The organism is Serratia sp. Res13-Sevr-LER1-36-b, assembly GCF_015673035.1.
Classification (GTDB): domain Bacteria; phylum Pseudomonadota; class Gammaproteobacteria; order Enterobacterales; family Enterobacteriaceae; genus Chania; species Chania fonticola_C.
The window spans coordinates 1-22684 of record NZ_JADACK010000018.1 but is presented as its reverse complement, the minus strand read 5'-3'; the positions used below and the strand labels follow the sequence as shown (position 1 = coordinate 22684).

The following is a 22684-nucleotide window of genomic DNA, read 5'->3' as shown; positions in this document are numbered from 1 at the left end:
TTCAGCTCCTGTCGTCCAAAGTTTCGTGTACCGCTGAGAGCGGGCGTGCCGGTGTGCCGTGGCCGCTTGGCTCGTCACCTTCATGGGCCAGCGGGCCTTTGCGGATCAGGCGCATCATGTAGGAGTAACCGACGCCAAACACCGAGCAGTAGACGGCGATAAAGGCCAGCAGGCTCACGCTCATATGGATGTCGCCATGGGCAGAGACGGCATCGGCGGTGCGTTGCAGCCCGTAGACGACCCACGGCTGGCGGCCAATCTCGGTGGTGAACCACCCCGCCAGCAAGGCAATCAGCCCTGAAGGCCCCATCCACAGAATGAAGTACAGGAAGGGTTTGGACTGATACAGTCCGCCGCGCCAGCGTAGCCACAGGCTCCACACGCCAGCCAGGATCATCAGCATGCCCAGCGCCACCATGATGCGGAACGACCAGAACACCACGGTGGAATTCGGGCGATCTTCCGGTGCGAAGGATTTCAACGCCGGAACCTGCTCGGTGAGGCTGTGGGTGAGGATTAGGCTGCCTAGGTAAGGAATTTCCACCTTGAAACGGGTTTCTTCACGCTCCATATCCGGCCATCCGAACAGGATCAACGGCGTGGCCTCTCCTGGCGGGTTCTCCCAGTGGCCTTCGATGGCGGCGATTTTGGCCGGTTGATATTTCAGCGTATTGAGGCCGTGTGCGTCGCCGATCACCGCCTGAATAGGGGCGACGATCAGTGCCATCCACATGGCCATCGACAGCATCTTGCGCATGGCTGGCGTATCACGGCCACGCAGCAGGTGCCAGGCCGCCGAGGCACCGATAAAGAAGGCCGACGACAGGAATGCCGCAGTGGTCATATGCAGCAGGCGGTAAGGGAAGGACGGGTTGAAGATCACTTTGAACCAGTCAACCGGTACGACGACTCCATTGATGATCTCGTGCCCCTGCGGGGTCTGCATCCAGCTGTTGGAAGCCAGGATCCAGAAGGTGGAGATCAGCGTGCCGAGTGCTACCATACAGGTGGCAAAGAAGTGCAGGCCGGGGCCAACACGATTCCAGCCAAACAGCATCACGCCCAGGAATCCGGCTTCGAGGAAGAAGGCGGTCAGCACTTCATAGGTCAGCAATGGGCCGGTGATACTGCCGGCAAATTCGGAGAAAAAGCTCCAGTTGGTGCCGAACTGATAGGCCATTACCAGGCCGGAAACCACGCCCATGCCGAAGTTGACGGCGAAGATTTTGGACCAGAAGTGGTACAGGTCTCGGTAAGCCTGATTGCCGGTTTTCAGCCATAGGCCTTCGAGCACCGCCAGATAGCTGGCCATGCCGATGGTGATCGCCGGGAAGATAATATGGAAGGAAACGGTAAAGGCGAACTGGATCCGTGCCAGCTCCAATGCATCAAGTCCGAACATGGAGCCTCCTTGATTTGTTCATAATCGGCCTCTTAGGAAAGCGAAAGCTTGCTTATTAAAACTTGCGCTAAGTAGAGCATGGAGTAGAGTAACGATAACAGTGACAGTTATTTTACTTTTTCCTATAACAGTTGGAATTGTATGACCAGATATGAACAGCTTGCCAAGCAGATCCGCGAACAGATCCAGAACCGGGTATGGCGTGCCGGGGACAAACTGCCCTCGCTGCGGGAAAGCGGTAAACGTGCCGGGCTGAGCCTGATGACGGTGGTGCAGTCATACCAGCTACTGGAAAGCCAGGGTTGGATCGTAGCGCGGCCGCAGTCTGGTTACTATGTGGCGGCCCGTTCACAGGCGTTACCACAGCCCATCCGGGGTGAGAAATTGCTGGTGAGCGAACAGGTGGATATCAACGCCTTTATCTTTGACGTGCTGCAAGCCTGTAAGGATCCAGAAATTGTCCCCTTCGGCTCGGCTTTCCCGGATGCCACCCTGTTTATGCAACCCAAGTTGGCCAGGGCGCTGAGCAGCGTAGCCCGGAAATTCACGCCTCACAGTTCGCTTGCTAATCTGCCGCCCGGCAACGAGGCATTGCGTCGCCATATTGCTCAACGCTATGCGCTGAATGGGATGCAGGTATCCCCTGATGAGATTGTGATCACCGCCGGGGCGATGGAGTCGTTAAGCCTCAGCCTGCAAGCGGTGACGCAGCCGGGCGACACGGTGGCGATTGAATCCCCGGCATTTTACGGCGCGTTGCAGGCGCTGGAACGCCTGAAGCTGAAAGCGGTGGCGATTGCTACCCACCCGCAGCACGGGATCGATCTGGATTCGTTACAGCAGGCGATTGAGCAGTATCCGATCAAGGCCTGCTGGCTGATGACCCATTTCCAGAACCCGCAAGGGTCGAGCATGTCGGACGAGAATAAAAAACGGCTGGTGACGATGCTGCGCGAACATCAGATCTCGTTGCTGGAGGACGATGTGTACGGCGAACTCTATTTCAGCGCCGAGCGGCCCTTGCCTGCCAAAGCGTTGGATCAGGGCGGGCAGATTTTGCACTGCTCGTCGTTCTCAAAATGTCTGGCTCCAGGGTTCCGTGTGGGCTGGGTGGCGGCAGGGCGTTATGCGCCGCAGATCCAGCGCTTGCAACTGATGAGTACCGTTTCAACCAGCGTGCCGACCCAGATGGCGATCGCCGATTATCTGCTGCATGGCGGCTATGATACCCATCTGCGTCGCCTGCGGCGTTTATTGGCCCAGCGCCAAAGCGCCATGCATCAGGCGATCGCCCATCACTTCCCGCCAACGGTGAAGGTCAGCCAGCCGGACGGAGGCTATTTCCTGTGGCTGGAGCTGGAGGCGACACAGTCTTCCATGGAGCTTTACCAGCGTGCGCTGGCTGAGGGCATCAGTATTGCGCCGGGGCGAATGTTCACTACCGGCGATCGTTTCAACCACTGTTTTCGCCTGAACGCCTCTTTCGAGTGGAGCGACAGGCTTGAAACCGCCATCAAGACCTTGGCCAGGCTGATCCGTAACCTGGGCTAGGCCAGATAATGCTTCAATGCGCGTCCGGCCTGATGAATAGCCGAATGGACCGCCGGAACCTGGGCGAGCGGGTTTAACAGGCCGTAATCGTGGATCAGCCCATTGTAGCGGGTGGCGGTCACCTCGACGCCAGCCGCGTTTAGCAGGCGGGCGTAGGCTTCCCCCTCATCCCGCAGTACGTCCAGCTCGGCGGTTTGGATCAGCGCAGGTGGCAGCCCTTGCAGCTGTTCCAGGCTCGCATTGAGCGGTGAGGCGTAGATCTCCTTACGCTGGGCCTTGTCGGTGGTGTAGTTGTCCCAAAACCACTTCATCATATTGCGCGTCAGGAAATGGCCTTCGGCAAACTGATGATAGGAATCGCGATCAAAACTGGCGTGGGTGACCGGCCACAGCAGGATTTGGCAGCGCAGTGCCGGTGTGCCTCGCTCTTTAGCCATCAGGCTGACCACCGTCGCCATGTTACCGCCAACGCTATTGCCCACTACCGCCAGTCGGCTGCCATCGACGTTGATTTTCTCTCCGTATTCCGCCACCCATTCCGTGGCCGCGTAGGCTTGCTCGATGGCGGTGGGATAGTGGGCTTCTGGTGACGGTGTGTAATTGACAAATACCGCTACCGCACCGGAACTGTAAACCAGATCGCGCACCAATCGTTCGTGGGTCGGGAAGTCACCCAATACCCAGCCACCGCCGTGGAAAAACATAAATACCGGCAATTTACCTTTCACTCGTGGCGGGCGCACGATGTGCAACAGGATGTCCTGATCGGCCACGTGAATGGTTTTCTCTTCGATCTCGACCTCACGCTGTACCACCTCCACGCTGCGTTGCGCGCCTTCCAACACCTTACGTGCCTCCTTCGGCTTCATCTGTTCCATCGGTTTGCCGCCGCTGGCATTCAACTCCGCCAGAAAGGCGGCTACGTCTTTAACCGCTGCGGGCTGGGTGGCATCAAAGGTTTTCTTGCTCATGTTGGGATCCTTAAGGTTGAGGAGGAACATTGAGTAGGGGGTAGCTTAACAGTGTAGTCAAAGACTGGAGGTTAACCCGTAATATGGTGCTCTCACCCCAACCCACTCCCAAAGGAGAGGGAGCTGATAGCTCCTGCTCTGGTGGAAGTGAAGAGGCCCTCTCAGCAAACTCACCTCCTCATGCATAAGTGAATCACCGCAGTTTCAGATCTACTCGATCGGTCCCCTCCCAAAGGACGAATACCTAGATAAATTGTGGCACGAACTGTTCCCTCTCCCTGTGGGAGAGGGGCATTTTGCTGCGCTAAATGAGGGCACATTGCACGATCGCGGTGCAAAAGGGCGCTGTTACCGCCATCTAACGTAATTATTTTTGCGAGCAGGATCAGAAAAGCAGAAGAATTTTGCGATTGAATAGGATTTCTCCGTCGCTGATGATTTTAGGCCCTATTTTTGCCTTTAATCATTACAAATGCATAATTATTGAATATTTATGCAATATAACTCCTTGTTTTAACGAAAAAAATTAGTAAATCCGTCAAAAAGCCCGTTCTGGCACGATAGCTGCTCTACACTATTTATCAAATGGGCTGTATTTTAACTACTCATTAACATTTATTCCCCGCTCCGGGGCGCTAAATGCGGCATTAATAGTGAATAACCAATTTTATGTAACAGGTTTGTATCTGAATAGGCGGCGGTGAGCAGCATTATCGTCGGCCGGAAAAGACACCGAATAATAGGGTTAATTTGCTTTTTCGCCGGTCTTGCGCCGCCAGAGCGGTCCTTACCGCCAAAATTCAGCCTTTGCTGACGTTATGAGGTCATTATGGAACAGCCAATCGCAGTTACCCGCCAGTCTTTCGACGACTGGATGATCCCGGTTTATGCCCCTGCGGATTTTATTTTGGTGCGGGGAGAAGGCTCACAGGTTTGGGATCAGCAGGGGAAATCCTATATTGATTTCGCCGGAGGCATTGCCGTCAATGCTCTGGGCCACGCCCATCCGCAGGTGTTAGCGGCGCTGGTCGAACAGGCAGGCAAGCTTTGGCATCTGGGCAACGGTTATACCAACGAGCCGGTGTTGCGCCTGGCCAAACAGCTGATTGATGCCACCTTTGCCGACAAAGTATTTTTCTGCAACTCCGGCGCGGAAGCTAACGAAGCCGCGCTGAAGCTGGCGCGCAAATATGCGCTGGATAGTGGCAACAGAGAAAAGAACCAGATCGTCGCGTTCAATAACGCGTTTCATGGCCGCACCCTGTTTACCGTGTCTGCCGGGGGCCAACCAAAATATTCACAGGATTTTGCGCCACTGCCTGGCGGGATAACGCACACGCCGTTTAACGATCTGGGGGCGGCTGCGCAGGTGATTAACGACCGTACCTGTGCGGTGATCGTTGAGCCGATTCAGGGCGAGGGCGGTGTGGTACCGGCACAAGCGCAATTCCTGCAAGGGTTGCGTGAACTGTGCGATCGCCACGGCGCACTGCTGATCTTTGATGAGGTGCAAACCGGCGTGGGCCGTACTGGCTCGCTGTATGCCTATATGAATTACGGGGTGGTGCCAGACGTGTTGACCACTGCCAAGGCGTTGGGCGGCGGTTTCCCGATTGGGGCGATGATCACCACCGACAAACTGGCGAAAACCCTGGGCGTTGGCACTCATGGCACCACCTACGGCGGTAACCCGCTGGCGGCGGCGGTAGCTGGGGTGGTGTTCTCGCTGATTAACACTCCGGAAGTACTTGATGGGGTGAAGCAGCGTCTCGAGTGGTTTATCGCCGGGCTGACGGAAATCAACCTACAGTATCCGATCTTTAGCGAAATCCGCGGGGCGGGTCTGTTAATTGGTTGCGCTCTGAACCCGGAATATGCCGGTAGAGCCAAGCAGATCACTCAGCTGGCTAACGAGGAGGGGGTGATAGCCCTGATCGCAGGCCCGGACGTGGTGCGCTTTACGCCTTCGCTGATCATCCCTGAACAGGATGTGAAAGAGGGGCTGGCGCGATTCGCGCGTGCTGTGGCGCGGATTTGCAGCTAATCAAGGCGGCTGCGCCCGGTGCGCAGCCGATGACTTCCGAGGTTCGCATTATGATGATTATCCGCCCCATAGAGCGTCGTGACCTGGCTGACCTGCTGACGCTCGCCGGTAAATCCGGTATTGGCCTCACCTCTTTGCCGCAGAATGAAGAGACGCTGTCGGCACGTATTGAGCGGGCGTTAAAAACCTGGCAAGGCGAACTTCCCCAAAGCGATCGCTGCTATCTGTTTGTGATGGAGGATACCGAACGGCAACAGGTCGTTGGCGTCAGCGCGATCGAAGTCGCGGTTGGGCTGACTGAACCCTGGTACAGCTTCCGCGTGGGTACCCAGGTGCATGCCTCAAAGCAGCTTAATGTCTATAAATCGGTGCCAACGCTGTTTTTAAGCAACGATCATACCGGCCATTCGGAGCTCTGTACGCTGTTCCTCGATCCGGACTACCGCCATGGCGAGAATGGCAAACTGCTGTCAAAGGTCCGCTTCCTGTTTATGGCCGCATTTCGTAATCAATTCTCCCGCAAAGTGATCGCGGAAATGCGAGGTTATTCCGATGAGAATGGCCGTTCCCCCTTCTGGGAAAGCGTTGGCCGCCACTTCTTTTCTATCGAGTTCGCCAAGGCGGATTATCTCAGCGGCACCGGGCAAAAGGCGTTTATCGCCGAACTGATGCCGAAACACCCGCTGTACGTCGACTTTCTGGCCGAAGATGCGCAGAAGGTGATCGGCGAAGTTCACCCGCAAACCGCACCAGCGCGCAAGCTGCTGGAAGCTGAAGGGCTGCGCTATCAGGGCTACGTCGATATCTTTGACGGGGGCCCGACGCTGGAAGCCGAGATCGACGAGATCCGCGCGGTCAAGCGCAGCAAACTGGTGAAGGTTGTGCTGGATGATGCACAGGTATTCAGCGAGGCACCGGCCTACCTGGTGGCCAACGACCACTATCAGAATTATCGCGCCCTGTTGGTGCATGCCCAACTGCATGATGACCGCTTGCGTATCAACGCCGAGACGGCTGCGGCGCTGGGCGTCGAACAGGGGAGCCCGGTACGGGTCATCAAGCTTATCGCTCAGGAGAAAGTGTAATGTCGCATCCTGCATTGTTAATTAATGGCGTCTGGCTGGCTGGCCGGGGCGCTGAATTCAGCAAAACCGATCCGTTGGATAACCTGCCGCTGTGGCAAGCCAACTCGGCTAATATTGACGACGTGACTGCGGCCTGCACAGCTGCACGCGAGGCTTTCCCTACTTGGGCGCGCACGCCGTTTGCAAAGCGCGAACAGTTGGTAAAACGCTTCGCGGCGTTGCTGGAAGAGCATAAACAACATCTGGCCGAGACCATCAGCCGTGAAACCAGTAAACCTCGCTGGGAAACCTTGACCGAAGTCCAGGCGATGATTGGCAAGGTGGGCATTTCATTAGAGGCCTATCAGGCGCGTACTGGGGTGACGGAAACGGCGATGGCCGACGGAGCCTCGGTGTTACGCCATCGGCCGCATGGCGTGCTGGCGGTATTTGGCCCGTATAACTTCCCTGGTCACTTACCGAATGGGCATATCGTTCCGGCGCTGCTGGCGGGCAACTGCGTGGTGTTCAAACCCAGCGAATTGACGCCGTTGACGGCGGAGGTGACGTTACAGCTGTGGCTGCAGGCGGGTTTGCCGAATGGAGTGATCAATCTGGTGCAAGGTGGACGTGAAACCGGTGAGGCCTTGGCAAGCTGTGCCGATATTGATGGGCTGCTGTTTACCGGCAGTGCTGGCACCGGCTATCACCTGCATCGCCAATTGGCCGGTCAGCCAGAAAAGATCCTGGCGTTGGAGATGGGTGGCAACAACGCGCTGATCGTCGAACAGGTAGAAGATTGTGACGCGGCGGTGAATCTGGCCATTCAATCGGCGTTTATTTCTGCCGGACAGCGCTGTACCTGTGCTCGTCGTATTTTGGTGAAAAACGGGCCGCAGGGCGATGCCTTTATTACACGCCTGGTTCAGGTGGCATCTACGCTGCGTATCGGCCGTTGGGATGCTGAACCTCAGCCGTTTATGGGCGGGGTGATTTCCTCCGCTGCGGCAGAGAACATGCTGGCAGCTCAGCACCATCTGTTGGCATTGGGCGGCAAAGCTTTGTTGACCATGAAATCGCTGGAGAGCGGCAGCGCATTATTAAGCCCTGGCATTATCGATGTGACCGGCGTGGCGGACGTGCCAGACGAAGAATATTTTGGCCCGCTGACCACGATCATTCGTTACGACCATTTCGACCAGGCGCTGCGCATGGCTAATAACACGCGCTATGGCCTGTCCGTTGGTCTGGTGTCCCCGCAGCGGGAGCAGTTCGAACGGCTGTTGCTGGAGGCGCGAGCCGGTATTGTCAACTGGAACAAGCCGCTGACCGGGGCTTCTAGTGCGGCACCTTTCGGTGGTGTAGGAGCTTCCGGCAACCATCGTCCAAGTGCGTTCTATGCGGCAGATTACTGCGCTTGGCCGATGGCTTCGCTGGAAAGTGCCAGTCTGACGCTGCCAACCAGCCTGTCACCGGGCCTGATATTTAACTGATCTGCCCCAGGCATTACCGTTCGCAGTCTACAGGAGAGCAAAATGTCCGGATATGAAGTCAATTTTGATGGGTTGGTTGGCTTGACGCACCACTATGCCGGGCTGTCGTTTGGCAACGAGGCTTCGACACAGCACCGTAACAGCGTATCGAACCCCAAGCTGGCGGCAAAGCAGGGGCTGCTGAAAATGAAAGCGCTGGCAGATATGGGCTTCCAGCAGGGCGTGTTGCCACCGCAGGAACGGCCTCATCTCCCTACGCTACGTAAATTGGGCTTCAGCGGCAGCGACGAAAGCGTACTGGCCCAGGCGATGCGCACCTCACCGCGCCTGCTCTCGGCGCTTAGTTCGGCTTCATCCATGTGGACGGCCAATGCCGCGACGGTTTCACCTTCGCCAGACAGTCAGGATGGTAAAGTGCATTTCACCGCCGCCAACCTGAATAACAAATTCCATCGCGCGATTGAGGCCGAAACCACCTCCAGCGTGCTGCGTGCCATCTTTAAAGATGAGCAATACTTTGCTCACCATGATGCCTTACCGCAGGTGACACTCTTTGGGGATGAGGGCGCCGCCAACCATAACCGCCTTGGGGGCGACTATGCCAAACGCGGGGTGCAGGTCTTTGTGTATGGCAAGCAGGAGTTTGGCGGGGAAAGTGCTCCCACGCGTTACCCGGCTCGCCAGACGCGCGAGGCCAGTGAGGCGATCGCCCGCCTGCATCAGTTGCACGAGCAACACACGGTATTTCTGCAACAAAATCCGGCGGTGATCGACCAGGGCGTTTTTCATAACGACGTGATCGCCGTCAGCAATCAGCAGGTGCTGTTCCATCATCAGCAGGCGTTCCTGCACCAGCAGCAGGGGCTGGATCAAATCCGCCGTAAGATGGCGTCGCTGGAGACGGATCTGGTGGCGATAGAAGTGCCAACCTCCCGTGTCAGCGTAGGGGATGCGGTGGCGACCTACCTGTTTAACAGCCAGATCCTGACCAAAGCCGATGGCAAGATGATGATCGTGGTGCCGGAAGAGTCCCGCCAGCATCCGGGCGTTTGGCATTATCTGTCGGAGATGGTGGCCAGCGGTGGGCCAATCGACGAGATCAAGGTGTTCGACCTGCGCGAAAGTATGCGCAACGGCGGTGGCCCGGCTTGCCTGCGTTTACGCGTGGCGCTGAACGGTGCCGAGTTGAGGGCGGTGAACCCACGGGTGATGATGAACGATACGCTTTTCGCCACCCTGAACGACTGGGTAGACCGCTATTATCGCGATCGCTTGGTACAGGAGGATCTGGCAGACCCGCAACTGCTGCATGAAGGGCGTGCGGCGCTGGATGCCCTGACTTCTATCCTTGGGCTGGGTAATGTTTACCCGTTCCAACAGTAACCGGAGGCAATAGTGAACAATTTATTGGCTCTGACGTTGGCAGGAAAGCAACCCGCCACCACCCAGGGTGAAAACGCTGCACTGCGCTGGAAGTGGCTGGGGGAAGGGCTATTGGAGCTCAGCCCACAGCAAGGCTATCGGCAAGCTGTGGTGCTTTCTGCCGGTATTCACGGCAATGAAACGGCGCCGATCGAACTGCTTGACCGGCTAGTGAACGAGATCTTCGCAGGCGTGCGGCCATTGGCGGTGCGCTTGCTGGTGGTGTTGGGCAATCCACCGGCGATGCGAACCAATCAACGTTATCTGGCAAGTGATATGAATCGCATGTTTGGTGGGCGCTATCGGCAGTTTGAGCCCTCTGGCGAAACGGCGCGGGCGCAGCAGTTAGAACAAGCGGTCAGCAATTTCTTTGCCGGGGAGCAGGCCACCCGCTTTCATTACGATCTGCACACGGCGATCCGCGGATCGTTGCTGCCACGCTTTGGTATCCTGCCCTATCAACCACAAAGTTACAGCCCCGAGATGTTGGCGTTACTAGACGCCGCCGAGTTGGATGCTCTGGTGATACACCAGGCGCCCGGCGGCACGTTCAGCCACTTTTCCAGCGAGCATGCGCAGGCGGCCAGCTGTACCCTCGAATTGGGCAAGGCGCGTCCCTTTGGCAGCAACGATCTGCAGCAGTTTTCCGCTATCAATAAAGCGCTGCAGGCGCTGGTCTGCGGGCAATCTCTCCCTTTACGGGGGGAGGCTCCGATTCGGGTGTTCCGTGTCGAGCGGTCGCTGATTAAACGCAGTGAATCGTTCAAACTCTATTTAAGTGAAGATACTGCCAATTTTACCGCTCTGCCGCAGGGCACTTTACTGTATGAGCAGCCGGGGGAAAGCTATCGGGTGCAGCATGAAAAGGAGTGGGTCCTGTTTCCCAACCCCAAGGTGGCATTGGGGTTACGTGCAGGCATGATGTTGACCGAAGTCCCGCGTAGTACCCTGTTTTAATCTCACCCGTTTATTACGCCACAGGTAGGTGACCTGTGGCGACATTTTTCCTTTCAAACCTTAATAGCGTAATTTATTTAATCAGTTGATAGGGTATTTTGCCTGTTACGTACCATTACTCGCTATGATTTACCCCAATGAGTAAAAAACAGATTAAAGATAGAGTTATTCGCACCATTTCCGCTAATCAGATTGATATAAGTTAAAAGTGTGAAATAAGTAACGTTATTGATTAGCATGCTAATTTTGTGGTTATTCAAAATCGTAGGTTAATCACACAAAATGAAACGTGGTTGCACCATTTTGGTGCTTTTCAACGTGAGTGTTATGGCTTATGCATTAAATATCTATTTAAATCATTATATTAGAATAGCACTTTTATGTAATATTTAGTTACAAATAAACATGCTTTATGCGCGCTGTTTCATGAACTTTTTTATTTTAAGTTTTTATTCATGATGCTAATGTCACATGGCGCTTTATTAAGGGGCGTAGATAAAAAAACAAAATGATAAAAATCACAGCCCAAAGCATAAATTGGGCGTGACGGGCAGCTTTTAATAAAATCTAGGAAAATAAATGATGAAACGCAGTGTAGTAGCCCTGGCGGTTGTTCTTGCCACCGCCGCCTCAATGGCCAATGCGGCCGAAATCTACAACAAAGATGGCAATAAGCTCGACCTGTACGGTCGTGTTAACGCCAAGCACTTGTTCAGCGATAACAAATCTGCCGATGGCGATGCGACCTATGTGCGTTTTGGGTTTAAAGGCGAAACGCAGATTAACAGCGATTTGACGGGTTACGGTCAGTGGGAATACAACGTCCAGGCTAACCACGCTGAGTCAGCGGGTACCGAAGGCACCAAAACTCGTCTGGGCTTCGCTGGCCTGAAATTCGCCAACTACGGTTCCTTTGACTATGGCCGTAACTACGGTGTGGTTTACGATGTAGAGTCGTATACCGATATGCTGCCGGAGTTTGGCGGCGATACCTATACCTACACAGATAACTTCATGAATGGCCGTTCTACTGGCCTGGCTACCTACCGTAACCGCAGCTTCTTCGGTCTGGTTGATGGTCTGAATATCGCCTTGCAGTATCAGGGTAAGAACGAGAATGACCGCAGCAACATCCACAAGCAGAACGGTGATGGCTATGGTATGTCTGTGGACTATCAGGACATCGGCGGTAGCGGCATTGGTGCTGCGGTAGCCTTCTCTGATTCTAACCGTACTAAATATCAGAAGGACGCTGCCTACGGCGCTACCTACGGCAAAGGTGACAGCGCAACGGCCTGGACCACAGCGCTCAAGTATGACGCCAACCAGGTGTATCTGGCGGCTATGTACGCTGAAACCCGCAACATGACCCCGATCACGGTTAACGGCGTTGCTGGCTTTGCCAACAAGACGCAAAACTTTGAAGTGGTCGCGCAATACCAGTTCGAAAATGGCCTGCGCCCATCACTGGCTTACCTGCAGTCCAAGGGTAAAGATATTGAAACCATCGGTGATGTCGATCTGGTGAAATATATCGATATCGGCGCGACTTACTACTTCAACAAAAACATGTACACCTACGTTGATTACAAAATCAACCAGCTGAATGACGATAACAAGCTGAAACTGAATACTGACAACATCGTGGCAGCCAGTTTGACCTACCGTTTCTAAGTTGTATTCAAACCTCATTCCTGTGTCGGAACGTGGTCCAAAAGGCAGAGCGCAAGCTCTGCCTTTTTCGGTTTGGCTTGAGGGATCAGAAAGGAGCGTACTCGCTGGCAGGCAGCCAGAAGCCGTCGATAAAGTCCTCGATCGGAAAACAGCCGGCATGGCGTAACCGTTGTTCTTTCATTGCTACCAGGCATTGATGCTCATCACGCAGCACGTCGACGACGATGTCGGCACAGCCGCCATCCAGATAGCAAACGAACATCACCAATGCGTACATAACCTATCGCGTCCCCCATTAAGGCTCCAACCCCCATTGTAGGTAAAATTTGGCTGAATTTAGCTAATTAATACAAAAAAATAATAATTGACCAGACAAAAACGGTATTTTCAGAATTATGGCAGCGTTTAATCATCCTTAAGAGGATTGAAGTTCCGCTCTGTACTGCTAAGCTTAATGAGTTTTAAAATTTCTTAACTATCCAATCATTAACGGGAGCGAATATGGGATTGTTTAACTTCGTCAAAGAAGCTGGCGCAAAACTGTGGGATACGGTGAGTGGTAACGCTGAGGATCAAAGCGCCAAGCTGAAAGCGCACCTTGATAACAGTGGCCTGCCCGATACGGATAAGGTGGATGTTCAGGTCGTTGATGGCAAGGCTGTGGTCACCGGGGACGGTATCAGCCAGGAACTGAAAGAAAAAATTCTGGTTGCTGTAGGTAACGTGGCAGGTATCAGCGGCGTAGAGGATAATGTTGCAGTAGCACAACCAGAAGCAGAAAGCCGCTTTTACACCGTCAAGAAGGGCGATACTCTGAGCGCCGTTGCCAAAGAGATGTATGGCAATGCCAACCTGTACAATAAGATCTTTGAAGCCAACAAACCGATGCTAAGCCACCCAGATAAAATCTATCCGGGCCAGGTATTGCGCATCCCACAATGATGCCGAAGGCCTGGGTAATCGAAGCGCGAGCTTAGAGCTGCGTAATCCGGCGCCCCATCTGGGGCGCTGTGCTGAAATTCCTCAACCAATGCGTACGTTCATACAGATGTTCACCCCTATACGTTTCCCAACCGCAATTCGATAAATCCAACGAATGTTTCCAGTCTGCATGCGGGTGACTACCCCTGAGAATCTTGACCCTGTTGCAGAAAATTGGTAGCGTCTGCATGCAAGAAAAATCTTAGTTATCGCCAGCGTAAATTTGGCTGTTACATGAGCCTGGAGTTACCCCCCTTTTTAGCATCAAGGCGTTATGGCAGGCGATAAGAGAGTAGAGGGTGTGAACACCCCATTAGACAACAAACATCAGGAAAACCATGGACAATGCGCAACGCGTTATCACAATGTTGACGGTAGTTGCTGCATATTGATCATTTTTACGTTGACGATCACACAGTGGGTGGGAATAACTTACTGTTTTTAGGAGATAAAATGGAACACAATCCGCATGATGAAACCAAGCTTATTGCGGTCATTGCCTTATTGGTCTCAGTGTTGCTTGTCGTGTCGATCCTGTTTGGCATCACGTATTTATCCGATCTGCGGCATATCGATCAAGAGGTCGATGCCAAAAGCTGTTACATCAAAGGCGGCTGAGGCCAGAGCTGCGTTTATCCGCAATCCTTGATTCGACGATGAAAAATTTTTGCCATATGCCTTGGTTTATTTGGGATTTAACGCACTAGCTGCGATTTAACCACTAATAAAGGTTGTGGCGAATTATTCGTCGGCAGCGTGTCGTTAACTCGGCAACGATCGTTGGATAGCGTTTTTCCCGCCATGGCAGAGCCGCTACAGCTCAGGCGTAGCAGGGGGTGACACATTTTTTGACGGTCTTTGCTTATGATGGTCAGGCAGCATGTTCTGCGGACTTGGTTGGTTAACTTTTCTAAATAAATTCACTTTAATTATATTTAAGTCGTAATTAATGATTAAAGTGAATGTATTTCTTAAATGTGTTTGTGATGTTAATCAAATATTGTTATTTACCCCGAATTAGCAGGCTGTCGTAAATAATCCAGCCCTGCTAAGCTAAGACTAATCTGTACGGAAGTCTCTGTCAGTTCTATTGCCGATGTAAGCGAGGTGTTTATGAGTCAATTACTCTCCCATGCAAGATTATCCCATGTTGTGATCGCCACGGCGGTGTTTTGGGTTTGCATTGCTGTACTCGTGGCGGTAGCACTAAAGTAACGCTGGATGACTAATCAACAACCCTGACATAGCTAGCATACTCAGCCAACGGCTCCTTTCTGGGGCCGTTTCTTTTGTCGTCATTTAAACAGCCCGCTGCTGCTCACGCCATCTTCTGGTGAATAATATGTAGCGGAGGCTCTATATGCAGATCGACATTTAGATCCTGGCGGAAGTCATAGGGCGTAATGTTGAAACGCTTTCTGAACATGTAGGTGAAGTGTGATTGGGAGCCGAAACCAAAATCCAAGGCGATATCGAAAATGGAAGCCTCGCTGCTGCGCAACTGGTACACCGCTCCGGCAAGGCGGCGCTCGCGAATGTACTTGCCCAGCGAGATCCCCGTCGCTTCTTTGAACAGCTTCTGCATATGCCACAGCGAATAGCCGGAATACTCGGCCAGCTCTTCAAGGTGGATCACTCGTCCCAAGTGGGTTTCGACCCATTTACTGAGTGCGCAGACTAGTGCGAGGTGATGTTCTTGTATCAATAACTTTACCCAATTGATTTTGTCGTTTAACCGCAGCGCAGAGCTTACGGCAGGCTCACTTAGCGTACCTTACAGGCCCCGGGTTGTCACCTTCGTGCCGGTTAAAGCGGGATCGTTTTGACCTTCGCCATCAGGCGATCTGCCAGACGGACAATCTCTGCCGGGTCGTCTGGAATAAACCCCATAGTGATCGCCATCCCCAACAGGACGTTATCCTGGCTGATAATCGGGCAGGCTATCGCTCGCGCCCCAGGGATGCCTTCGGTAACATTGTAACGTACCGCATAGCCCTGCTGGCGGATCTTTTCGAGCTCTTTAGCCTCGAGCAGTGGCGTAATAGAGCTATCAAACGCCTGATAGGCATAGCCTGCCGCACTGGCATTCATGGGGATGAGGGTGTTTTCAAGGTAATCGATATCAATATTTTTATGGCTGCGATTGTAGCGCGTCAGCAAGATGTTACCCCCTTGGCGCACCGCCCACCCAGTGGAGTAGTTCAACTCATCGCGCAGCTCACATAGCGCATTATTGATGATTGTCGCCAGCGTCTGCTGTTTGCCTGCCGCCGCGGCCAGCGCCAACAGCTTGCTGCCAAGCGAGTAGCGGCTGGTTTCCTGCTCCTGATACAACATCTGGCTACGGCACAGCGAAACCAGATATTTATGCAGCCGGCTTTTCGAAAGCCCACTGTGTTTGGCGATATCCGAAGCGCGGGCGTTTCCCCCCAATGCGGTGACACTCTCTAACACCGACACGGCAATATCGACCGAATTTACGCCTTGAACTTCCGACATTCTGCTTACCTTACTTGCTATTACCTCGATCCGATCACTTTACCAGTTTAAGGCGGTGAATGCCCCAGTTAACCAGATCCTGGCATCCTCAGCGGGAGCATTTTCAGCGCGTAAGGACTAACTATTTTGAGGTGGATTGATCTGCTTCAATATACCATTGGTTAACTCGGTTTATTTATAGTGAACACCAGGGCGTGTAATTACCGAGATAAAAACTATGAACGAACTTTCTTCACTCCGACTCAAACGGCGTACTTTGCTAAAAGGGCTGGGCGTTATTGGTCTGGCGTCAATATCCCCTTGCGCTTTCTCCTTAACATCCGAACAAAAAGAACCCTTACGCCGTATCCATCTAAAGCTGACGGATTATCAAACTTTTCGCTCAACCTGTGCGATGGAGTGCCTGCACTGCAACCTGACCGCTTACGTCTATCAGAAAAAGCTGATGAAGATTGAAGCGACGGAAGGCTTTAATGTGAAATGTTGCCTGCGGGGCATCAGCCGTACCAAATGGGTTTATCACCAGCAGCGCGTCACGACGCCTCTGCTGCGGGTAGGCAAGAAAGGTGAGGGCAAATTCGAGCCTATTACCTGGCAACAGGCACTGGATTTAATCGAAAAGAACATCCGTACCACCATCAAGGAACAGGGCAACGAAGGGCTGCTGCTGTCCACCCATGCTGGCAACATGGACTCGATAAAGAACGATATGGGCAAGGCGTTCTTCGACTATCTGGGCGGTTCTGTGAAACAGGCCGGATCGCTCTGCTGCTCGGCTGTGACGGCGGCGATGATGCCAATGGTGGGGCTACGCTATGCCGATACCCGTGACACCATTGCCGACAGCCGTTTGATCATCTGCTGGGGTAACAACCCAGCGGTAACCATGCAGGCCTATTTTAAAAACTATCTGCGTGCACAAGAGCAGGGCGCACGCATCGTGGTTATCGACCCACGTTTCAACGAAACGGCCGCCAAAGCGGACGAATGGATCCCGATTGTGCCGGGCACCGATACGGCGTTGGCGCTCGGGATGATGAAGATCATTATCGAAGAGCAGCATATTGACGCGGATTTCCTGCGCCAGCATACCGGCGCGGTGTATCTGGTGGATGCCAAAGATCAATTGGTGCGGGCCGATGCCACCGACAGTGAAAGCTATCTGGTTTATGACTGCACCAGCCAAAGCTTGGCGCGGCATGACCAGGCGGGTATCACCCCGGCGCTGTTCCAGCATCAACTGCCAACCGACAGCGGCTACCGTACCGTGTTCGAAACCGTGTACCAGCAGGCTGCGCCATGGACCCTCGATCGGGTTGCGGCTGAAACCGACATTCCCGCCCACACTATTTTGCGTTTGGCCCGCGACTATGCCACCACCGCTCCGGCGATGATTGTGCAAAATATGTCAGGCGCTCAGCGCACCGAATTTGGTACCTACGTTGCCGCCAGCCAATTCTACCTGGCCTTGCTCACCGGTAATATCGGCAAGCGGGGAGCGGGGATCTGTGACGCGGGCGGAGCACGCCAAATGGCGAAGTTCAGCCCGATCATTCCACCAGCTCCTGCGGTGAAGAAAATCACACCGATACCGGTTTCCAAGGTAGGTGAGTGGGTGGCCAATGACCGGCCTTACCCGATCAAATTCTGGTGGATTATGACCATGGGGGTCATGACCCAGTTGCCTAACACAAATATGGTCAGAAAGGCGTTGGAAAAGGTCCCCTTCGTGGTGGTGGCCGATAACCTGATGAGCTCTACCGCGCTGTATGCCGACCTGGTGCTGCCGGTGACGACCATTTTTGAAGATGTCAGCCTGATGGCGGGTGTGCGTAGCCACTATGTGCAACTGATGGAACAAGCGGTTGAGCCACCGGGTGAAGCCAAGCCGGATTATTGGATCTTTGCGCGTCTGGCGGAACGCTTTGGCTTTGGCGACGTGTTTAATCAGCCAATTGAGCATTACATCAATGCGTGCCTGCAAGGTTCCGGTATCACCCTGGAACAGCTGAAAAAAGGGCCGGTGCTACCGGTGAGCGGCGACTGGATCCCATTTGAAAATGGGGTGTTCCGCACACCGACTCGTAAAGCCCACTTCTTTATTGAAGAGTGGCAGAAGAAGGCGTTCTCGCCGGTCGTCACTTACCTGCGAGTGAATGAATCGCCGCAAGGCTCGCCGGAATTGGCCGCCAAGTACCCGCTGATGGCGGTACAACGCAAGCTGGCCCGCAGCATTCACTCAAGCCACGGCATGAACGAATGGATCCTTGAGGTGCAGCGCAATAAGCCTAATGTGATGATCCATCCGCAGGATGCACAACAGCGCCGGATCAAACACGGCGACTGGGCCACCGTATTTAACCAGCGAGGAGAGCATCGTGCGATTGCCGTAGTGACGACGCATATCAAACGAGGCGTAGTTTCTCTGGATAACGGCTGGTGGGAACAGCAGGGAGGCAGCAGCAGCCACGTCACCAATGACGCCGTAGAGGCGTTGGGTACCGGGCATTGCTGTAACAGTACACTAGTTGATGTACGGGCGGAGGGATAACCCATGACCAAACAATATGGCTTTCTGATTGATATTAAGCGTTGTTACGGCTGTAAAACCTGTTCCATGGCCTGTAAGTCAGAGAATCAGACGCCACCCGGCGTGCTTTGGCGGCGTGTGCGGGAGTATGAAACCGATGGCCCGAACTCGGAAGGGTTTATTTCGATGTCCTGCAACCATTGTGACGATCCGCAATGCATGAAGGTTTGCCCGGCGGATACTTACCATAAGCGCCCGGACGGCATTGTGGTGCAGGATCACGAGAAATGCATCGGCTGCCGCATGTGCATTATGGCTTGTCCGTACAACGCCCCGGTCTTCGATCCGCAAGAAGGTAAAACCAGCAAGTGCAATATGTGTGCCGAGCGTTTGGATGAAGGATTACCGCCGCGTTGCGTAGCGTCTTGCCCGGCGGGCGTATTGAAGTTTGGTGATATCGAGGAGTTAAGGAAGATCCACTCAACGGATTGGGCGGTACTGGAGGCTAGATATCATTTGCCTGACCATCGCATCAGCGGCCCGAACGTGGTCATTATTCCAGCGGACAAATAAAAAGGTGCTGCCATGAACGAATATGAACTGCCGTTGGTGTTTTTTACCGTGCTTTGCCAATGGGGCATTGGCGGTGTTATCGCCTTGACGCTCTATCGGTTGCGACCAACATCCCAGATGTCCGTTAAGCAACTGAAATATCTGGTCCTGGGATTGTGGCTGGTGGAGGTAGTTGGCTCCAGTTTATCACTGCTGCACCTAGGGAGCCCGTTTGGGGCCTATCGCGCGGTGCTGGGCCTGCCGCACTCTTGGTTAAGCCGAGAGGTGATCGCCTTTATCCTGGTGAATATCAGCCTGTTCCTGCTATTGGCAACTTGCTGGCTGCGGCCGCAGAAGTCGGCTTGGATCACCGCATTAGGGCTCGTCACATCGGTCGTGGGGATTGCCGCCATTCTGGTCTCGGCGCAAATCTACTACCAAATGGCCAGCCATCCGCTGTGGCATACGCCACTGACCCAATTGGCGTTTCTGAGTACCGCGTTACTATTGGGATTCGCCACCTTGGGGATCTATTTGAGTTGCTGCGGTTTGCCCGTTACGCGAACGGTTCGCTATGGCCTGCTGGCTGGTTGTCTGTTGCTGCTGGCGACGTTGATGGGGCGTTACCAGATTGCCGGGGCCAGCGCTCAAGGGATCATGCTTTGGTGGCAACTGGTTGGCAGCATGTTGGTGGGTGGTGTGCTGTTCGCGGTGCTGAGCCTGCGCCCGCGTTTGACCCCATCGATGGCCGTGATAGCCGGGGCGGCAATGGTGTCGGGGGAAATTGTCGGGCGTATGCTGTTTTATCATAACGTCATGGGCCAATTCCCCTGGTTCTGATGCAATAAACTGAGGTCGGTCCAGCCGTGCCACCGCTGAACGGCGGGCCGACCCAACATCCAGCAGAAAAAAGCTTCAATACAGGGCTTGCCAGCATTCGGAAAAACCAGCTAATCTGAACTTGCCCGCTACCGCAAATGCCAAGTAGTCTAGGCCAGCAATGTAATTAACCAAAACAGAGAGTCAGCCGTAACAACGCTACGTTGATGGGGTGATCGCATGTTAATGACAGTGATTATTACTCTTTTTGTGATCGTGGGCGTCGCCGCTTTTCTGGCAATGCCAGTGATGATGGTCAATAACACACAAGGCGTGGGAGGTGAAGAACCGTGAAACTGGCTAGCAACCGGAACCTGCAATGTTAACTCGAAATTCACTCGCAACCTGTTGACCGGCTCAGATATGGGCCGAGTCATCAACACTTTGTCAGCACGGTAATTCCCGCACGTTCCGCAACAAATCAGCCCGAAACGCTAAATCACCGCGTGAAGTGATGCGCATACTGCACTAACTGCTTGATGGCGCTACAATGAGTCTTATCTCCTCAACTTGCTCACGTATCAACGCGCTATCCACCTTTCCGGCCACAGTAAAGAGACCATAGCATTATGGAAATCAAGGATTACTACGCCATTCTAGAGGTTAAACCCTCAGATGATATCAAGGCTATCAAAACTGCCTACCGCCGCCTGGCACGCAAATATCACCCCGATGTCAGTACCGAGCCCGATGCCGAAACGCGCTTCAAAGAAGTCGCAGAAGCCTATGAAGTGCTGAAAGACAGCGAACGCCGCGCGGAATATGACCAAATGCGGCTGCATCATAACGAGCCTAACTTTGGCCGCCAGACCCGGCGTGAAGAGTATGGTGGTGCCGAGGATTTCTCCGACATCTTCTCCTCGATGTTTGGCCAGCGTGCGCGTGGCCGCCAGCAGGGCCAACCGCGTGCGGCCCGTGGGCAGGATGTTGAGATCGGCGTGGCGCTGTTCCTGGAGGAAACCCTCACTGAGCAAACTCGCACCCTGAGCTATAAGGTGCCGGTGTACAACGCCTTTGGTCAGACAGAGAAAGAGATCGCTAAAACGCTGAACGTGAAAATCCCGGCGGGCGTGGCAGACGGGGAGCGTATCCGCGTGAAAGGCCAAGGTGTGCCGGGTATGGCTGGCGGAGCCAATGGCGATTTGTACCTGATTATTCAGTTGGCACCGCATCCGTTGTTTGAGGTGATCGGGCACGATCTGGAAATCGTTCTGCCCTTGGCACCTTGGGAGGCGGCGTTAGGCACCAAGGTTTCTGTCCCCACGCTGGCGGACAATATCCTGTTGACCATCCCTGCGGGGAGTCAGACCGGGCAGCGTCTTCGCGTCAAAGGGAAAGGGCTGGTCAGTAAGAAAGAGACCGGTAATTTGTATGCGGTGATCAAGATTGTCATGCCTGCCAAACCTGATGCAGACAGCGCCGCACTCTGGCAACGACTGGCCGAGGCGAATCAGGCCTTCGATCCTCGTACGCAATGGAGTAAAGCATAATGGCCAAGCTACAGATAACCCTCACCATTACCGAGTTTTGCCTGCATACCGGCGTAACGGAAAGTGAACTGGCCGAGGTGGTGGGGTTGGGAGTGATCCAGCCTCGCGATCTGACGGTGGATGATTGGCTGTTTGATGATGGGGCGGTGGCGGCGTTTAATCGCGCCCAGCGTCTGCAACGTGAACTGGCTCTGGATTGGCCCGGCATTGCGGTAGCGCTGACGTTGCTCGATGAGATTGAACAGCTGCGCAGGGAGAACGCTCAGCTACGCCATCGTCTTGAGCGCTTTATCGCAGAGTGATGCCCTTCACCCTAGCCCTCTCCCACAGGGAGAGCAGCTGTGTTTAAAGTCAACGGGTGATGATTAATTTGTCACCCATTTTTTATTATCCCGCAGCATCGCATTCAGGATAGTTAGCAGCTTTCTCACACAAGCCGTCACCGCCACCTTGAACGCTTTCCCACGCCCTATCAGGCGTTCGTAGAACGCCCGGATTGTCGGGTTGTACCGCACTGCTGACAAGGTCGCCATGTACAACGCTGAACGCACTGCGCTTCGCCCTCCCCAGATACTTCGCTTCCCTTTCATTTTTCCACTGTCATTGGCGTAAGGACACACACCAACCAGCGCACTTATCTTGTGCCGATTCAGTGTCCCCAGCTCCGGCAACATCGCCAGAAGCACCGCCATCGTTGTCGGCCCGATACCTTTGACTTCCTCCAACAACGTCGCCTTTTCCCGCCACAGCGGCATCACTTTTATTTGCCTGTCGATGTCGTCATCTGCATCCCGGATTTCAGCCGTCAACCAGTCGATATGTCGCTTGATGCCCACTGAGACCACCACATCATCGCAGCTTTTGTAGCGGTTTATCTCCATGGTCCTGTTATCGACCAGTTGGCGACGGCGGGTCACCATCCCGGCCAGACGCTGCGTCTGTTCGTCCGGTGTGGGACGGGCTTCGGGCTCCATTCTCCGGCCAAACTCGCAGATGACACGGGCATCATTCGGGTCGGTTTTGTACAGAGTCCCTAACGCACGAGCGAAGTTTTTCACCTGGCGTGGATTGACCACGGCCACGGGTAACCCGGCCAACTCAAGCGTGGCGGCCAGCAATGAGTGATATCGGCCAGTCGCCTCCATCACGACAAGCTTGACGGTGATGGCAGAGAG

20 protein-coding genes are annotated in these 22684 nt (G+C 54.1%); 14 read left to right on the top strand and 6 right to left on the bottom strand.

All coding sequences use genetic code 11. The annotated features are described in order from the left end of the window. Window position 1: 1 nt before the first annotated feature. Complete coding sequence (locus tag IMQ33_RS11825) at window positions 2–1402, bottom strand: cytochrome ubiquinol oxidase subunit I (RefSeq protein ID WP_196061479.1); 1401 nt, start codon at window positions 1400–1402, stop codon at window positions 2–4. A gap of 141 nt (window positions 1403–1543) precedes the next feature. Between IMQ33_RS11825 and IMQ33_RS11820 the strand changes: the two genes are divergently transcribed. After that, window positions 1544–2953, top strand: coding sequence for a PLP-dependent aminotransferase family protein (locus IMQ33_RS11820; RefSeq protein WP_186580903.1), 1410 nt, complete (start codon window positions 1544–1546; stop codon window positions 2951–2953). Here the strand turns inward: IMQ33_RS11820 and IMQ33_RS11815 are convergent. Beyond that, the gene (locus IMQ33_RS11815; protein WP_098930743.1) at window positions 2950–3924 is read right to left on the bottom strand and encodes an alpha/beta hydrolase; all 975 of its coding nucleotides are present in this window, start codon (window positions 3922–3924) and stop codon (window positions 2950–2952) included. The genes IMQ33_RS11820 and IMQ33_RS11815 overlap by 4 nt on opposite strands. 829 nt (window positions 3925–4753) lie before the next feature. Here IMQ33_RS11815 and IMQ33_RS11810 point away from each other — a divergent pair. From IMQ33_RS11810 to IMQ33_RS11785, 6 genes are all read left to right on the top strand, one after another. Further along, the gene (locus IMQ33_RS11810) at window positions 4754–5968 is read left to right on the top strand and encodes an aspartate aminotransferase family protein (RefSeq protein WP_065684251.1); all 1215 of its coding nucleotides are present in this window, start codon (window positions 4754–4756) and stop codon (window positions 5966–5968) included. Between the two features lie 50 nt (window positions 5969–6018). Beyond that, window positions 6019–7053, top strand: a complete 1035-nt coding sequence (astA, locus tag IMQ33_RS11805) for an arginine N-succinyltransferase (protein WP_196061480.1) — start codon at window positions 6019–6021, stop codon at window positions 7051–7053. Continuing rightward, window positions 7053–8525, top strand: coding sequence for a succinylglutamate-semialdehyde dehydrogenase (gene astD / locus IMQ33_RS11800; protein WP_196061481.1), 1473 nt, complete (start codon window positions 7053–7055; stop codon window positions 8523–8525). The genes astA and astD overlap by 1 nt, the downstream gene beginning before the upstream one ends. 42 nt (window positions 8526–8567) lie before the next feature. Next, window positions 8568–9908 (top strand): N-succinylarginine dihydrolase, encoded by a 1341-nt coding sequence (gene astB, locus IMQ33_RS11795; protein ID WP_196061482.1) that lies wholly within the window; start codon window positions 8568–8570, stop codon window positions 9906–9908. Between the two features lie 12 nt (window positions 9909–9920). Further along, window positions 9921–10904, top strand: a complete 984-nt coding sequence (gene astE, locus IMQ33_RS11790) for a succinylglutamate desuccinylase (protein ID WP_196061483.1) — start codon at window positions 9921–9923, stop codon at window positions 10902–10904. 579 nt (window positions 10905–11483) lie between these two features. Next, a complete protein-coding gene (locus tag IMQ33_RS11785; RefSeq protein WP_304621662.1) occupies window positions 11484–12578 on the top strand; it encodes a porin in 1095 nt (364 codons plus the stop codon). Window positions 12579–12663: 85 nt separating this feature from the next. Here IMQ33_RS11785 and IMQ33_RS11780 read toward each other — a convergent pair whose 3' ends face one another. Further along, window positions 12664–12855, bottom strand: coding sequence for a YebW family protein (locus tag IMQ33_RS11780; RefSeq protein WP_021181014.1), 192 nt, complete (start codon window positions 12853–12855; stop codon window positions 12664–12666). Between the two features lie 224 nt (window positions 12856–13079). Here IMQ33_RS11780 and lysM point away from each other — a divergent pair, with 224 nt between their 5' ends. Beyond that, the gene (gene lysM, locus IMQ33_RS11775) at window positions 13080–13520 is read left to right on the top strand and encodes a peptidoglycan-binding protein LysM (protein ID WP_024486819.1); all 441 of its coding nucleotides are present in this window, start codon (window positions 13080–13082) and stop codon (window positions 13518–13520) included. Between the two features lie 492 nt (window positions 13521–14012). After that, complete coding sequence (locus IMQ33_RS11770; RefSeq protein ID WP_166732779.1) at window positions 14013–14177, top strand: hypothetical protein; 165 nt, start codon at window positions 14013–14015, stop codon at window positions 14175–14177. A gap of 700 nt (window positions 14178–14877) precedes the next feature. Here the strand turns inward: IMQ33_RS11770 and IMQ33_RS11765 are convergent. Together IMQ33_RS11765 and IMQ33_RS11760 are read right to left on the bottom strand one after the other, a co-directional pair. Further along, on the bottom strand, window positions 14878–15264 hold the full coding sequence (locus IMQ33_RS11765) for a helix-turn-helix domain-containing protein (protein WP_196061484.1): 387 nt from the start codon (window positions 15262–15264) through the stop codon (window positions 14878–14880). Window positions 15265–15365: 101 nt separating this feature from the next. Then, window positions 15366–16058, bottom strand: coding sequence for an IclR family transcriptional regulator (locus IMQ33_RS11760; RefSeq protein ID WP_065684256.1), 693 nt, complete (start codon window positions 16056–16058; stop codon window positions 15366–15368). A 217-nt stretch (window positions 16059–16275) separates the two neighbouring features. Here IMQ33_RS11760 and IMQ33_RS11755 point away from each other — a divergent pair, with 217 nt between their 5' ends. The 5 genes from IMQ33_RS11755 to cbpM all read left to right on the top strand — a co-directional run bounded on the left by IMQ33_RS11755 (window position 16276) and on the right by cbpM (window position 21811). Then, on the top strand, window positions 16276–18609 hold the full coding sequence (locus tag IMQ33_RS11755; RefSeq protein ID WP_196061485.1) for a molybdopterin-dependent oxidoreductase: 2334 nt from the start codon (window positions 16276–16278) through the stop codon (window positions 18607–18609). A gap of 3 nt (window positions 18610–18612) precedes the next feature. Beyond that, window positions 18613–19161, top strand: a complete 549-nt coding sequence (locus tag IMQ33_RS11750; protein ID WP_024529732.1) for a 4Fe-4S dicluster domain-containing protein — start codon at window positions 18613–18615, stop codon at window positions 19159–19161. Window positions 19162–19173: 12 nt separating this feature from the next. Next, on the top strand, window positions 19174–19980 hold the full coding sequence (locus tag IMQ33_RS11745) for a DmsC/YnfH family molybdoenzyme membrane anchor subunit (protein ID WP_161738443.1): 807 nt from the start codon (window positions 19174–19176) through the stop codon (window positions 19978–19980). A 608-nt stretch (window positions 19981–20588) separates the two neighbouring features. After that, window positions 20589–21509: a curved DNA-binding protein gene (cbpA, locus tag IMQ33_RS11740; RefSeq protein ID WP_196061486.1), complete on the top strand. Its 921-nt coding sequence runs from the start codon at window positions 20589–20591 to the stop codon at window positions 21507–21509. Beyond that, window positions 21509–21811, top strand: a complete 303-nt coding sequence (gene cbpM / locus IMQ33_RS11735) for a chaperone modulator CbpM (protein WP_021181020.1) — start codon at window positions 21509–21511, stop codon at window positions 21809–21811. Before cbpA ends, cbpM begins: the two co-directional genes overlap by 1 nt. Before the next feature lie 63 nt (window positions 21812–21874). Here the strand turns inward: cbpM and IMQ33_RS11730 are convergent. Then, window positions 21875–22684: IS110 family transposase (locus tag IMQ33_RS11730; RefSeq protein WP_196067757.1), on the bottom strand; the 810-nt coding region annotated here is incomplete at its 5' end.